A 14,230-nucleotide genomic window follows, 5' to 3' on the forward strand; every position below is an offset into this window, starting at 1 on the left:
TTTATTTCCCTTTTGTTGAAGTTAAAATCTGAACACCATTTCGTCCAGCTACGATGACCTTATCCACCATTTGGTTGAATAAACCGTGCTCTACGACACCAACGACATGGTCCAATTCTTGCCCGAAGGCAATTGGATCTTCAATGACATCCAAGGCTAGGTCAATGATAAAGTTCTGCATATCGGTCACAAAACGTTGACCGTCTTTTTCACGGAAACTTGGTTTGTAGCCAGCTCGCTCAAAACGACGAAAGACCTGTTCTGCGCCATACTGAACCACTTCCACAGGCAATTTAAAAGCACCTAGTTTGTCTACCAGTTTGCTTTCATCAACCACCCAAATGTATTCTTTTGAGGGCGTTGCGACAACCTTCTCCATCAGAAGGGCACCACCACCACCTTTGATTCCATTAAACTGGCTATCCACTTCATCTGCTCCATCGACTGTCACATCGACAAAGTCTACTTGGTCAATAGACTTGAGCGGAATATTGAGTCCTTCTGCCTGTTTACTGGTCACACCGGAAGTCGTTACAGCAGTAATCTGCAAACCTTCTTCCTTGATCCGACGACCGATTTCTTCTACGAAATAGTAGGCAGTTGATCCAGTACCGAGTCCGACAATCATACCAGCCTTGACAAACTCAGCAGCCTTGATACCTGCCATCTTTTTCAGATTCTCCACTTAAATACCTCCATTAAAGAGCTACTTTTATTATAACATGTATCCGTTTTTATTTCATGAATACACTTGAAAAACCCGAACATTTTTATTTCGGGTTTTTATGTCCTATTTAACCATATCAGGATCGTAATCATAGAATCCTGTATCGAGGAAACGGTTTTTAGGGTGTAACTTGCGCACTTCCTCATCTAACAAGAAGGCTTGGTCATGACTAAAGTTGCCCTCTTGGATCAAGCCACGCGCTTGGATAAAGAGTTTTGCAATCTCAACAAAATTTTGACCTGGTGTGTAGAGTCCCTCTAGCTTCCAATGGGTAAAACCATGCTCTACCAATTCTGTCAATTTGGTCATTAAATCAAGGTCATTGTTAGCAAAGATATGAGTACCATGATTGTCTTCAAAAATGGAATAATGGCTCTCTGGGTCACTTGGTTCTGCCAAGAAGAGGTCACGCTTACGCGTCTTTTCATCATCGATATGCGTAAAGTTATAATAGTTTTGTAAAAGCGGACGCTTAGAATGGTGAATGACACTAGCTCCGTAAACCAACACTTCAGCAGGAATTTCCAAAATCTCGGGCATCTTGAAGAGTTCAGCAGATGGAATTTCACGTGCCAGGACTGCTTCAGAGGCTCCTGCCTTTTGGCCCCAGAAGTTAATCTGACGACTGCTTGTCACCATGGTTGAAGCATCGTAGATGGTCTTAAAGGAATAGCCATCGCGATTGACCACGTAAAAGACACCTGCATCTCCAACAGTAATATAGTCTGTCTTGATTTCTTCCAAGAAGTCCAGGAAAGGCTTGATACGGTCCATCATATCTTGGTGCATGAGGGCATTAACCGCGACAATCAATTCCTTGCCTGCTTCATGAACCAACTTAGCAATCTCACGCAATTGGTCATGACTAAAGGTTGTGGGCAGACGAAGGCCAAAATCTTTCTCACCGACATAGATACGGTCTACGCCAGCTTCGAGTAGTTGTTCAACTTGTTCAATACTTTCAGCAGTTGCTGTAATAATAATCTTTTCCATAAGGAAAATTATACCACATTTCTCAAAAATCAGCTATGAATACTGGAAGTTTTATAAAAAGTCAAAGTCTTTTTTAAAGTTTGCAATCAAAAAGTGAACGGTAACCAGTACCGTCCACTCTCTTTATTATGCATGTGTTTCTTCAACTAGATGGCCATCGTTCATAACATAAATACGGTCAACCTTATCAAGAAGGCGTGTATCATGTGTAATCATGACAACTCCTCTTCCCTGTTCATGGGCAATGGTAGCCAACATCTCCGTTACTTGGTAGGCACGCTGGGTGTCTAGACTGGCTGTCGGCTCATCTGCAAGAACGATGCTCGGATTGTTATAGAGCGCTCTAGCAATGGCCGCACGTTGGCGTTCGCCACCTGATAAAGCCTTGGGATACTGATCTTGTACCTTTTCCAAATCCAACAAGTCAAGTAACTCTTTTCGGTCACTTTTACTATTTTTCCCCTTATCTAGTCTGTCAATCAAATCCAGCTGTTCCTTGACCGTGAGAAAAGGAATTAAGTTCGAAGCCTGAAGAATAAAGCCAAACTCTCTAAAACGGAGGTCTGTTTTTTCCTTCTCCGTCAAACTGCCTGTTTCCTTCCCTTTGACTAGAATCTTTCCACTCGATGCTTCCTGAAGTTGTCCTAGAGTTGTTAGAAAGGTCGTCTTTCCAGAACCTGAAGGCCCAACGATAGCCACGAACTCTCCCGCATTTAGCTGAAAATTCGTCTCATGCAGGGCTACGACTTTCATCTTTCCTTCCCCGTAGGTTTTTGTCACTTGAGTCATTTCAATCAATGCTGTCATACTATTCTCCTTATCATTCTGCAATCGCAGTAATCGGGTCCACCTTTAGCAAGCGTGGAAGTGAAATGACACCACCTAGAAGGGCCATCAAGCAAATTACCAAACTTAGGACAGAGTAGGCTATCCAACTTGGGTAGAAAAAGAAGGTAGCTGGTAAGACTAAAATCACTCCTCCGATTGCCATCAAGGCTAAAGCAATCCCCATACCAGCTAGGAGGAAGATTTGACAGAAAAGGGACCATACAATGGTTTTGGTCTGTATTCCCTGAGCTCGCATTATTCCATAAAGTCCAAGTTTTTGGATGGTAATGATATAAACAAAAATCCCCACAATCAAGCCTGTGATAACAATCATAGCAAGAATCATTCCTGAAAATACATTAACCTGAGGTGTGTACCCAGGAATTTTCGAAATCATTTTTGGAATGGAAATCTGTTTCAGTCCATCGCCAGCCACTTCTATGTCATTTTTCAATACCAATGCAGAGATAGAACGATTGGCTTTCAAGGTTCCTTGTAAGGTCCAATAAGTTGTCAGACTCGTAAAGACAACAGGCTCAGTGAAAAATTTATTTCCTTGAGTCAGGCCTACAATCTTGTAACTTGCCTCGCTTCCATTGAGCTGAATGGCATCGCCTAGCTTCATTCCATAGTTCTCAAAAGACTGATCCACGACAACCTCATCATCTCCTTCAGGATAACGACCCTCCGTCAAACCAGGTGAGATAAAAGCGTCCCAGTCTTGAGCAAAAATGGAAACATTGACCTTTTCACTACCATCGACTAGATTGGTCACAGCGAACATATAGCCCAATGGAGCAGCCTCTTCAGAACTCTTATCCTTATAGTCCTTTTCAGGAATAAAAGATGCCGTCAAATTATCATTTGCGTAGTCAGATAAAACCACACCCGTTGCTTGCCAATTATCAATAGCTGCTCGGTTGTTTCGCACAAGACCAAGAGCTAGACTGGTCATAAAAAAGACCATAAAAGCGATAAGAAAAATGGTAGTTAGAATCAAACTATATCGAAGTTTGTTTCGTACTATTTCTTTGATAGCAAGATACATGCTTATCTCCTTTAACTTTCCCCAGAGGTAGCAAGAAGGCCACCCAGTCCAATAGACAGAATCTCTGTCCTTCCATCCATTCAAAACAACTCCTACCAATACTCTTCAAAAGTATCCAGGTAGCAACTCAACAAATTATATTAGGAAAAGCCCTTGCTTGCTATCAATTTATATAAGTTATCCTTTCCTTACTCAGTATATTTATAATAGAGAAGGTCAGGTCATCTGTTTTAAGTGTGACATCCATGCTATCACTTTCTCTAGTGGGTGTCAAGAAGAGTGACTTAGAAGATGATAAGAGACTTTAGTAGTTTTGTAACCATTCTGTAACAATTCTCTGCATAAAAAATGATAAAATAGTTAGGTACTGTTAAGGAGAGAATCATGCCCGCAAGAAAATTAGAAGCTTATGAGTTTGAACAAGCTCCCGAATCGAAACAAACTCCGCTTTACCAAGATTACACACCTGAAGCCCCAGTCGGCCCTAACCTAAAAGAGATTTTATTTTTTGTAAATATTGCTTGTTTTTGTATTTTTATGGCACTTTTTAGTTTTATCTTTTTGGCTATAAAATTAAATACAGCTTTATCCTTTGTCGCTGCAATGGGTCTTAGTTTCGCCCTTTTACAACTTCAACGAAAGATTATTAAACAAAAGATTTTAAAATAAAGGTTGGTACTACTACCAACCTCTTTTCTAGTTATCTGAAAAGACAGTTATATAACTGTCTTTTTTATTTATTCTTACGTTTTGAAGGGGATTGGATAGCGACTTTAACTTCAAAAATCGTTCCTCTAGGTTTGTTATCTTTTACGCTAATCGTTCCTCGTAAGGCATCTACGATCTGCTTGGCCAAAGATAGCCCAAGACCAAAGCCACCTTTCTGACGGGTTCTCGCCTTGTCTACACGGTAAAAACGGTCAAAGATTTTCTTCTTGTCAGCAGCTGAGATTCCAATCCCATTATCCGCTACTGTTAGATAGAGGTGGCGATCTGTAGCATAAACCACAAACTCAATTTTTCCATCTTCTTCGGTATACTTGATGGCATTGTCAAATAAAATGGTCATGAGTTGTTTTAAGAGCAACTGATCGGTCATGAAGGGACGATAAATCCGATTTTCATAGTCAAAAACTCGATCATTTTCAGAAGCAATTAACTCATAGTTGGTAAAGGTGGTTTTAAAGAATTGTGGAGAAACTTCTGCTATTTCTGGCTTAAGTCCATCATCTCGACGTGCTAAATTGAGAAGGTTGGTTGTAAGGAAGCGCATGTTGCGAACTTCTTCGAGACTCGAAGCAATACTTTCGCTGGATTCCATGATCGTCGCTTCTGGTTTTCGAAAGAGAGTTTCTAAACGATTTTGTAAAACAGCCAAAGGTGTTCTCAGTTCGTGGCTTGCATTTTCAACAAAGGACTTCTGCTTTTGCATACTTTCCAATAGGGGTTTGACACTGACACGTGCCAGGTAAACACTGGCAATTAAAGACAGGAGCCAGAAACTAGCCATAACTACAACAATTAAATGCTCGTGGTTTTGGCTGATTTGCTCAAGCTGGCTGGTATTGATTAAAACCGCCGCATATTTGACATTGCTTGATACGGAGGAAGAGTTAGTTTCCATCAAGATCATTCGGTATGTTTCTTCCTGACCGTAGCTATTGACAACTTGGATTTGCCGAATATGATTCAACTCTTTCTTGTCCAGTTTGAACTTGTCCAAGCCTAAAAAGCGATTGCCCAGTAAGAGTTGGTTAAAATCCTTGTCAAAGAGCAAGACTTCCGTATTGGAGCTGACATTGGGCTTGATTTCAGCCTTGCTGGCATCCGCTGTTGCTGGTTGAATATCTTTGACTTCTTCAGTTGCCCGATTAAGGGCTAATTGGATAACCGCTTGGGGACTGCTACTAAGGGCTTGGAGTTTTTCATCTACAGAAGTGTAGAGACTCGAGTGCATGACCTGGAGGATAATCAAGGTCATAGCAGAGAAAATCAGGGTGAACACTCCGAAGTTTCGAATGAAATAGCTGAAATCATCCGCATACCATGTTTTTTTTAGTTTATTGAACATCTTTTAAAATATACCCGACACTACGCAAGGTTTGAAGATTTTCAGCAAAGGCTGTCCCCTTCAATTTCTTACGAACTTTTGAAACATAGACTTCTACAACGGAAATAGTCGTATCGCTATCAAATCCCCATAGACGGTCAAAAATTTGTGTCTTGGGAAGAATAACATTTTGATTTTGAAGAAAGTAAACCAATAACTCAAACTCTTTTCCGAGTAGTTCTACAGGAGTATCTTCCACTTTCACTTCATTCGTTGAAAGGTTGACGACAATATCCCCATAGGTCAAGGTGTTTTCATTAAACTTGCCTGAACGTTTGAGAAGGGCTTGGATTCGCATTTTGAGCTCTTCTAGGTAGAAAGGTTTGGTGAGGTAGTCATCCGCTCCCAACTCAAAACCATGTCCCTTGTCATCCAAACTTTCCTTAGCAGTCATGATAAGGACTGGTGTCGTAATTCCTTTTTCGCGCAACTCTTTCAAGACTTGAAAACCATTTTTTTCAGGTAACATCAGGTCAAGCAAAATCAAGTCATAAACGCCACTTTCAGCTTCGTAGAGACCTTCTTCTCCATCAAAGACCTGCATGACATCTGCAAAATCATCTAAAAAGTCAAATACTGAGTTTGACAGACCTAGGTCATCTTCTACTAATAAGATTTTTATCATCAGAAACTCCTCCTTGTTATGATTATTATACCAAAATTGCCTTAAAAAAAACTCAACTCTCTCTTGTTTTCAGATAGAAAGTTGAGTTTTTATTTACATTTCGAACGAATTAAGCTTTAGCATATTGGGCTACAACAGCTTCGACTGCTGCTTTCTCACGCTTAATCAAGTCAACACGCGCTGCAATATCCTTGATTCCCATCTTGATATTACGGCTAAGAGCGAGGTCAGAAAGTTGTGGTTCAAAGAATTCCTTGTATTCTGCCAAGCGTTGATCTGCTTTAAAGATATGCGATGGGAAGATGACAAAGCTGTCAAAGCTCATGTCACCACCAAGGGCTGCCTTGATCCAATCCCAGTTTTCACGCGCCCAAACCCAAACAGTTTCTTGAGTAGCCTTGTGTCCGAGGAATTGAAGGTACCATGAAGAAAGGTCTTGTGGTTTCACAACAAACTTATCCTTCCACGAACTAATCAAGGTTTGGATATTGTTCGCATCTGTACTGTAAGCAAGAGCAGCTGCCAACTGGCGTTTGAAAACAGCATCTGTCGCATGAGTATAGTGGTCCAGATAAGTTGCCACCAAATCCTTGGTCTCATGGTGTTTCATTTCATTGATGAGAACTTGAGCACGGATGGCTGCTGGAAGTCCTGCAAGATTTTCCTTGTGAGCTGCAAAGATTTGGCTAGCGACTTGACTAGCTTCTGCATCATTTGACCGAATCATCATGGAAATGGTCAACTGACGAACCAATTCATCCTCATCTGATTCTCCATCTTTGGCTTCAAAGCCAAGACGGTCATAGTTGTGACGAGCCAATTTAGCAACCAGTGATTTGAAGGCTGTTTCAGCATCTGTTCCTTCATCAATAAAGCGCTCAAGGCCAGAAATCACTTGAGAAACAGCTGAAACGACAAGGTAAGATTCTTCCTTAGCAAGTTTATCAAGGACTGGGAGCAAGTCTGCATAAGAAATGTGCCCTGCTTCAGCAAGCAGACGACGTTCTTGAACGATTTGTAGTTTGCTTGTATTATCAAGTGTTTCTAGCTCAGCAAGAACAGCTTCTAACAAGTCTCCTTGATAGTCTGTAATGTAGTGGGCAGTATTTTCAGTATTAAGGCGAAGTGCTCCTTTATTTTCAGCAAGAAGAGCGGCGTAGCCAGGAATTTCGATACTTTCAGTTTCGAGTGTATCTGGCAAGCCTTTCCAGTTGCTGTTGAGTGGCACAACCCAGAGACGGTTCTTGTCTTCGTGCTCACCGATGAAGAATTGTTTTTGTGAAATCTTCAAGACATCATTTTCAACTTTGACAGTGAGAACTGGATAACCAGGTTGTTCCAACCAAGAATCCATGAAGGCCGCAACATCACGACCTGACGCTTGACCAAGGGCATTCCAAAGGTCACGACCAATGGTATTTCCATATTGGTGCTTTTCAAAGTAAGCATGCAAACCTTTAGCAAAATCAGCATCTCCTAGCCAACGACGAAGCATGTGCATGAGACGGCTTCCTTTGGCATAGACGATAGCTCCGTCAAAGAGAGTATTAATTTCGTCTGGGTGTTTGACTTCAACGTGGACAGACTGAACGCCATCCGTCGCATCACGTTTAAGTGCTCCCGGCACACCACCTGTTTGGAAATCTTCAAAAATATTCCAACTTGGCTCGATGGCATCCACACAGACGTATTCCATCATGTTAGCGAAGCTTTCATTGAGCCAGAGGTCATCCCACCATTTCATAGTAACGAGGTTACCAAACCATTGATGGGCAAGCTCGTGGGCGATAACAAGTGCGACTTGTTGGCGGCTAGCAAAGGTTGAGTTCTCATCCACAACCAAGTAAACTTCACGGTAAGTGACAAGACCCCAGTTTTCCATAGCACCAGCTGAGAAGTCAGGGAGTGCGATATGAAGAGATTGAGGAATTGGGTACTTAACTCCGTAGTAATCTTCGTAAAACTCGATTGAGCGAACGGCGATGTCGAGTGAGAAATCAAGGTTAGAAAGTGGATGTGCTTTGGTTGAGTATACTCCTACGAGGGTCCCGTTTTTAGTTTTAGCGGTCACTCCTTGCAAATCACCTGCAACAAAGGCTAACAAGTAAGAAGACATGCGAGGTGTTGTCTCAAACCTCCAGATGCCTGTTTCCTTACGGTTTTCAACATCAATTTCAGGCATGTTTGACAATGCCAACTCACCTTCTGCCTGATCAAAACGAAGAGCAAGATCAAAGGTTGCTTTGGCTTCTGGCTCATCCACACATGGGAAGGCTTCGCGGGCAAAATGGCTCTCAAACTGTGTAGACAAGACTTCCTTCTTGACACCATCAACAGTGTAGTAAGAAGGATAAATCCCTGTCATGTTGTCTGTGATTTTTCCTGAAAAAGCAATGACTAATTCAACTTGACCAGCCTCAGCTAATTCGATATGCAGGGCTTCATTTTCATGATCAACTGTAAATGGACGAGCTTGACCCGCAACTTCTACAGAAGCGATTTCCAAGTCTTTTTGATGAAGGGAAATACGGTCACTATGTGCTTGACCAGTGATGGTCACCTTCCCAGAAAAGGTCTTGGTCTCACGACTCAAGTCTAAAAATAAATCATAATGTTCAGGAACAAATTGCGTAATAAAATGTTCAACTGCTTGCATAGTTTTCTCCTATTCTAAGTTTAAGAGCTGCTACTCTTCTTCAAACAAACTTATTATATCATGTTTTGCTTGAGAAAAAAGGATTGGACGGTGATTTCCAGAACTTTCTTCCTTCTATCTGTCTACAGAGGGTAAACCTTGCGAAATTCTTCTAAAACAACCTTGCTGTCAGGCGTAAAAGTCAGTCCTGCCTCTCTCAGCCACTCAGCGAAACAGTCCTCATGAACTTGGCGCCAATAGGCCAGGGATTTGTCTCCCTCGCCTTCCTTAAAGGCATGGTCAGCAGAAACTTGATGAAAAGGGCGAACGGAAACCTTTGTAATTTCGACAATGCAGACAGCCCGATCTTGGCCATCTAAAATGATATCAAAAGTTCCTTCTCGCGGAAGGGGTTCGTTATCAACTGCATAAAGATCATAGGCTGATGCGGTTGCCGTCTTTTCACCTTTTAAAACCAAATCTGCCAAGAGATCGGCTTCCACTCCAAAAGCCCAAGCATCTATCTCATCGCCGATAGAGGGGTTGATTTGCTTGTATGCATTCCACATTTCTTGCGGTGTCATGGGTTGCTCCTTTGTAATTTTTTACTTACTTCTTTTATACTTTTGAGGTGGTCTGGATGGTCAATCTCTAAATCAAAAATCTCTGGAATAGAACTGTAGTGGATAAGGCATTTGATACCCATCTGATTCATTTTTTGTATGAAAGAAGCATTCAGATAGCCTGCTACAGCAAAGTCAATCTTTTTCATACTTGCTTTATCCAGCATCTGTCTTAGCATATCTAACATTATTGGACTTTCCATATCATGCCATTGACTATTTCTCACAGTCGCAAAAACAAAAGAAGTCAAATCATTCATTCCAACTATAATCTTTGAAATACCCGTTTCTATTATTCTATCCAAGTCAAAATAAGCTGACGGCAATTCAATCATCGTGGCAATTTTCCCAGTAAAACCCTGCTGACGCAATACTCTAATAGCTTGCTTTAACTGCTCAGCATCATTGACAAAAGGAAAGATAACAGACAGATTGGGATTTGTTTGATAAACTTCTGTAACGACATGTGCTTCAGCCTGAAATTCATCAGGACACGCCAGCAAGCGCCTAGTTCCTCTATAACCAAACAAGGGGTGCCGTTCATCAAAATGCTCTTCAGTTCCCTCAAGATAATTAGCTTCTATATTCGTTAATTCCGAAAAGCGATACCAGACTTCTTCATATGAGTACAAGGAGCAAATAGCAACTAGATAATCTTTTACAAATTGCTGACAACTTGATAACAGTATGCTTTGATTGAGCTCTCTCAGTAAGTATTCTCCACGAATCATACCAACATGATGCAATAGTTGTGGGTAAACTTTTTCAGCGATTTTCTCGCCACTAAGGGCTAACTGGTTTTTCATAGCCATTCACCTCGTCTTAAAAGATACAATATCAAATATCATTATATGAAACTTTCCTCTAGTTCAAAAGCTTCATAAGGTTCAACTAACTCATATCCTAAAAATTCTGCTACTTTTTTGGAAGCCTCGTTATGAGCATCCCAAAGTGGAAACATATCTCTATTTAAACTCTCTAGAATCATTGCAGCACCAAGGTTTTTAGCAAATCCATTCCCTTGTTCGTTTGGTCTAGTTGCAACTTCCACTTCAACTGCTCCACGGTAAACTAACCCTGAGGAAATCCCAGCAATCAGTTCATTATTTTTAAGAATCACAAAGCCAAATCCACCTTTTAAAACAAAATCCTGATAGGACTCAAAATCCCCCTGTAAATCTTGTGACCATTCTTCCTCAGAAAAGCAGTTATAAATATGATTATCAATAGGCACAAGATTGTAACCTTCCTCTAAATGAGTAACTAGATCATTTAGAAATTCAACTTGAAAATTTGCCTTATCTTTAAAAGAATAGCGAGTAAAAGAATTTAGCCCTACTTTCCGATGCAGAAAATCTTGCCAATTGGTATTTTCTGAAATAATAATCTTATAATCTAAACCATATTTTCTAACAAAATCTTCCCAAAACCTGGAATCCAACTCCCCTGCTAGGTATAGAAAATTCCCAACATCATAAAAGCTTGTTGTCCTATCACTATTTCGGTAGACAGTTCCGATTTGAGATTTAAGACCATAGAGAACCATATTTTTCTTCCATGTTTTAAATAGTTCCATTATCCCCCTACTTCACCTTCCAATTTCTATAGCTTGTCATATCTAATTCTGGAAATCCTAGTAACTCTGCCTTAACCTGCAACACTAAAGGAGAAGCATTTTCTGTAGTAATTTCTTCCAAATTCAACCAAAGTACATTTGCTGAATCATTACTTCCATCAAGAACCTCCTGAGAAATTGAATTTTGAGAGTGTTCAAAATCGAGTACTATATCATAAAAGGCCATGATATGATGTACTGCAAAGTCTTGCCCATCTTCTTGAACCAGCACATCATAAATCCTAGGATTAGCGTAACCTTTAAGCTTATATCCTGTCTCTTCCAGAACTTCTCTCTTAAGGGTTTCTGTCAGCCCTTCACCTACTTCCTGACTACCACCAGGTAGATCAAAACGATGTCGATAAGGACCTCTCGTTTTCTCAATGCAGAGTAACTTCCCATTTTCAAAGCAAACGCCATAGACACCAAAGTGATTTTTGATTTCCATCAGATCCCCCTACTTCAAACTCCAACCACCATCTATTGTAATGATTTGTCCTTGCATGGCACTTGCTTTTCCACTTGCTAAGAAAAGGCTAAGCTCTGCTACTTCCTCTGGCTCGATCCAGCGCTTGATAGGCGTTTCACTAGCTACCCAGTCTGCTAAGCCACCGGGTTCGAAGTCCGCAGTAGTCATACCTGTCTTGACTGCTCCGGGAGCAATCCCAAAGACCCGAATCCCAGCTTCAGCATAGTCTAGAGCCAACTGCTTGGTAAATCCAGCCAAGGCATGCTTAGAGGAAGTATAGGCGTGACCACCACCTCCTGCTAGATTTGAAGCAATCGAACACATATTGATTATGATTCCCTTTTTACTTTCCAGCATTTGTGTCAAATAATGTCGAGTCAGCTCAACTGGAGTCACGTAATTGATTTCAAAAATCTCTTGAATTTCCTGGACTGATTGTTCCAAAAGGGGTTTGTAATCATCCAAAACTCCAGCAGTATTGCACAAAACATCCACCTGAAGACACCAGTCAAAAACTGGCTCTAAATCAAGAGTTAAATCTCTCTGTAAAAAGTGGAAACCACCATCTAAATCTGGCTTTTCTCCTTGATCCACACCATAAACTTGATAGCCATTCTCTAAAAAGAGGCGAGCTTGAGCTAGTCCAATACCTGAACTCACTCCCGTGATTAAAACGCGTCTAGTCATGCACTTCTACCCAATCCGTCGCCAAAACATCACAAGGTGTCGGACTCCACATGGAAAAGCCTTCCCCTTCTCCAGACACATTGATTAGGAAATAGGGCGTCACCTCAAGAGCTACACCATTTTGCTCAATGGTATCAAAAAGTTGGACATAGTTTTCAGCCCCTCCCCAACCAGTACGTACATATTTTTTCTTAGCCTTTAAGCCAGGCAGGATTTCTTCAAATGTCATGACTGTCTCCTTTGTTGTCTACTTATTTTTATTATAACAAAAAATCGGGAACCATGATAGATTGGTTCCCGATTTTGTTCTTCCCTAGTCTTTCCCACCAAGTTTGCTATTGATGGTCATCATGATGCTGGCTATCTTCTCACCCCAGTATGGATCAGAAGCATAGCGTACATTCATACCAGAAGCCTTGTTTCCAAGATGGTCTCGTCCATAGTCAATGTAGTTCTCACGAATCCACTTAGCCGCGCCGAGGATCCCCTTATCCACATCATCAAATTTTTTGGCTGAGGCATATGGGCTCGAATCATAAGCCGCAATTCCAAAGAAATTATTCTTATCCTTGGCAATCTGGCTCCGTCCCCAAGCACTCTCAAGTGCACTATGAGCCATTAAGTAAAGAGCATTTACACCATAGCGTTCCTCAGCTTCCTTAAAAACAGCTCCCTTACCAGCGAGGCGACTATCCCGAATATTCATCAAAGAATAAATTTTATCCAATTCAGCTGCGCTGTAATTACTTGGCTTAGTCAAATTTCTAAAGAGGAAGGGATTTTCAATGGTAAAGCCATCAAAATGAATTCCATCAGTTGAATAATATTTCTTACCAATAGTCATAGCTGAGCTATGTGGCGCAACACGGAGACTCACATAAGGTGATAACTCATGGTAAAAATACTTGCCATCACTTGTATAATGAGGGACAAATTCACTATCTTTATCAATAGCTACTAAATCACTTTTATTCATGAAGCCGGATAAACCAGAAATATTGACTGGTATTTGACTATCTTTTTTAGTTTGGGCATCTCCAAGCGAGACGATGGTTCCCTGTGATACATAACTCAATCTTTCACCAGAAGCACTATAAACATAAGCAGTAATTGGTTTCACTTTGTAATATTTTGCCTCTGAGATCCACTTCCCATTATTCTGGAAGGAATACTCTTTACCTTTGATCGTAAAAGTACCCGTTACATATCGACCATCATCTTTTAGATAGTACCAAGCATCGTAATCTTTGTCAAAAATCCATTCATTTTTGGCCATATAGCCACCAGATTTAAGGTAGTATGATCCAATCCATTCACGGGAAGCGTAAGCCCCACCTGACTTCAAGTAGAACCAGCTATTGTAGGATTTATCAAAAATCCACTCTTTTTCCGCCATCGCACCACTATCTTTCAGATAGTAGTCACTTTTCCACTGGCTACTTGCCATCATACCATCGCTATTAAAATAGTACCATGTTCCTTTGATTTTTTCCCATTTATTGCGAGAAATCTTACCTGAAGCTGTTGCATAGTACCACTTGTCAGATATTTTTACCCAATCATTTTCTGCCATGGCGCCACTGCCTTGGAAGAGATAGTCATTGTAGATGGTGCGACTAAGCATGACACCTTCTTTATCAAAGTAATACCAGACGCCTTCAATCTTTTCCCATTTGTCGCGAGAAATCTTGCCTGAAGCTGTTGCATAGTACCACTTGTCAGATATTTTCACCCAATCATTTTCTGCCATGGCACCACTACCTTGGAAAAGATAGTCATTATAGATGGTACGGCTAAGCATGACACCTTCTTTATCAAAGTAATACCAGACGCCTTCAATCTTTTCCCATTTGTCGCGAGAAATCTTGCC

Annotated in this window: 15 protein-coding genes; 1 reads left to right on the plus strand and 14 read right to left on the minus strand. The window is 40.9% G+C overall.

Features of this window, described 5'->3' with window-relative positions:
- Position 1: 1 nt before the first annotated feature.
- From rpiA to M1F97_RS04100, 4 genes are all read right to left on the minus strand, one after another.
- Positions 2 to 685 (minus strand): ribose-5-phosphate isomerase RpiA, encoded by a 684-nt coding sequence (rpiA, locus tag M1F97_RS04085; RefSeq protein WP_247944283.1) that lies wholly within the window; start codon positions 683 to 685, stop codon positions 2 to 4.
- 105 nt (positions 686 to 790) lie between these two features.
- Positions 791 to 1,720: a peptidase U32 family protein gene (locus tag M1F97_RS04090; RefSeq protein WP_044020909.1), complete on the minus strand. Its 930-nt coding sequence runs from the start codon at positions 1,718 to 1,720 to the stop codon at positions 791 to 793.
- 126 nt (positions 1,721 to 1,846) lie between these two features.
- The gene (locus M1F97_RS04095; protein WP_247944284.1) at positions 1,847 to 2,527 is read right to left on the minus strand and encodes an ABC transporter ATP-binding protein; all 681 of its coding nucleotides are present in this window, start codon (positions 2,525 to 2,527) and stop codon (positions 1,847 to 1,849) included.
- A 13-nt stretch (positions 2,528 to 2,540) separates the two neighbouring features.
- A complete protein-coding gene (locus M1F97_RS04100) occupies positions 2,541 to 3,596 on the minus strand; it encodes an ABC transporter permease (protein ID WP_247944285.1) in 1,056 nt (351 codons plus the stop codon).
- Positions 3,597 to 3,980: 384 nt separating this feature from the next.
- Here M1F97_RS04100 and M1F97_RS04105 point away from each other — a divergent pair, with 384 nt between their 5' ends.
- Positions 3,981 to 4,265: a DUF3270 domain-containing protein gene (locus M1F97_RS04105; protein ID WP_247944286.1), complete on the plus strand. Its 285-nt coding sequence runs from the start codon at positions 3,981 to 3,983 to the stop codon at positions 4,263 to 4,265.
- 64 nt (positions 4,266 to 4,329) lie between these two features.
- On the opposite strand, the gene M1F97_RS04110 is transcribed toward M1F97_RS04105, so the two are convergent.
- From M1F97_RS04110 to M1F97_RS04155, 10 genes are all read right to left on the minus strand, one after another.
- Complete coding sequence (locus M1F97_RS04110) at positions 4,330 to 5,667, minus strand: sensor histidine kinase (protein WP_247944287.1); 1,338 nt, start codon at positions 5,665 to 5,667, stop codon at positions 4,330 to 4,332.
- The gene (ciaR, locus tag M1F97_RS04115; RefSeq protein WP_000590630.1) at positions 5,657 to 6,331 is read right to left on the minus strand and encodes a two-component system response regulator CiaR; all 675 of its coding nucleotides are present in this window, start codon (positions 6,329 to 6,331) and stop codon (positions 5,657 to 5,659) included. The genes M1F97_RS04110 and ciaR overlap by 11 nt, the downstream gene beginning before the upstream one ends.
- A gap of 109 nt (positions 6,332 to 6,440) precedes the next feature.
- Positions 6,441 to 8,987: a M1 family metallopeptidase gene (locus tag M1F97_RS04120; RefSeq protein WP_247944288.1), complete on the minus strand. Its 2,547-nt coding sequence runs from the start codon at positions 8,985 to 8,987 to the stop codon at positions 6,441 to 6,443.
- 122 nt (positions 8,988 to 9,109) lie between these two features.
- Positions 9,110 to 9,550 carry an ASCH domain-containing protein gene (locus M1F97_RS04125; RefSeq protein WP_247944289.1) on the minus strand — a complete coding sequence of 147 codons (441 nt, stop codon included), beginning with the start codon at positions 9,548 to 9,550 and terminating at the stop codon, positions 9,110 to 9,112.
- Positions 9,547 to 10,395 carry a putative PEP-binding protein gene (locus M1F97_RS04130; protein WP_247944290.1) on the minus strand — a complete coding sequence of 283 codons (849 nt, stop codon included), beginning with the start codon at positions 10,393 to 10,395 and terminating at the stop codon, positions 9,547 to 9,549. The genes M1F97_RS04125 and M1F97_RS04130 overlap by 4 nt, the downstream gene beginning before the upstream one ends.
- Positions 10,396 to 10,436: 41 nt before the next feature.
- Positions 10,437 to 11,165, minus strand: a complete 729-nt coding sequence (locus tag M1F97_RS04135; protein ID WP_125847242.1) for a GNAT family N-acetyltransferase — start codon at positions 11,163 to 11,165, stop codon at positions 10,437 to 10,439.
- 7 nt (positions 11,166 to 11,172) lie between these two features.
- Positions 11,173 to 11,652 (minus strand): NUDIX hydrolase, encoded by a 480-nt coding sequence (locus M1F97_RS04140; protein ID WP_125847240.1) that lies wholly within the window; start codon positions 11,650 to 11,652, stop codon positions 11,173 to 11,175.
- A gap of 9 nt (positions 11,653 to 11,661) precedes the next feature.
- Positions 11,662 to 12,360: a 3-oxoacyl-ACP reductase gene (locus M1F97_RS04145; RefSeq protein WP_125847238.1), complete on the minus strand. Its 699-nt coding sequence runs from the start codon at positions 12,358 to 12,360 to the stop codon at positions 11,662 to 11,664.
- Entirely contained in the window at positions 12,353 to 12,589 is a 237-nt protein-coding gene (locus tag M1F97_RS04150; protein ID WP_000141913.1) for a DUF2829 domain-containing protein, read from the minus strand. The genes M1F97_RS04145 and M1F97_RS04150 overlap by 8 nt, the downstream gene beginning before the upstream one ends.
- 84 nt (positions 12,590 to 12,673) lie before the next feature.
- Positions 12,674 to 14,230: glucosaminidase domain-containing protein (locus M1F97_RS04155; protein ID WP_247944291.1), on the minus strand; the 1,557-nt coding region annotated here is incomplete at its 5' end.

It is taken from the genome of Streptococcus oralis (assembly GCF_023110435.1).
Lineage (GTDB): Bacteria > Bacillota > Bacilli > Lactobacillales > Streptococcaceae > Streptococcus > Streptococcus oralis_CF.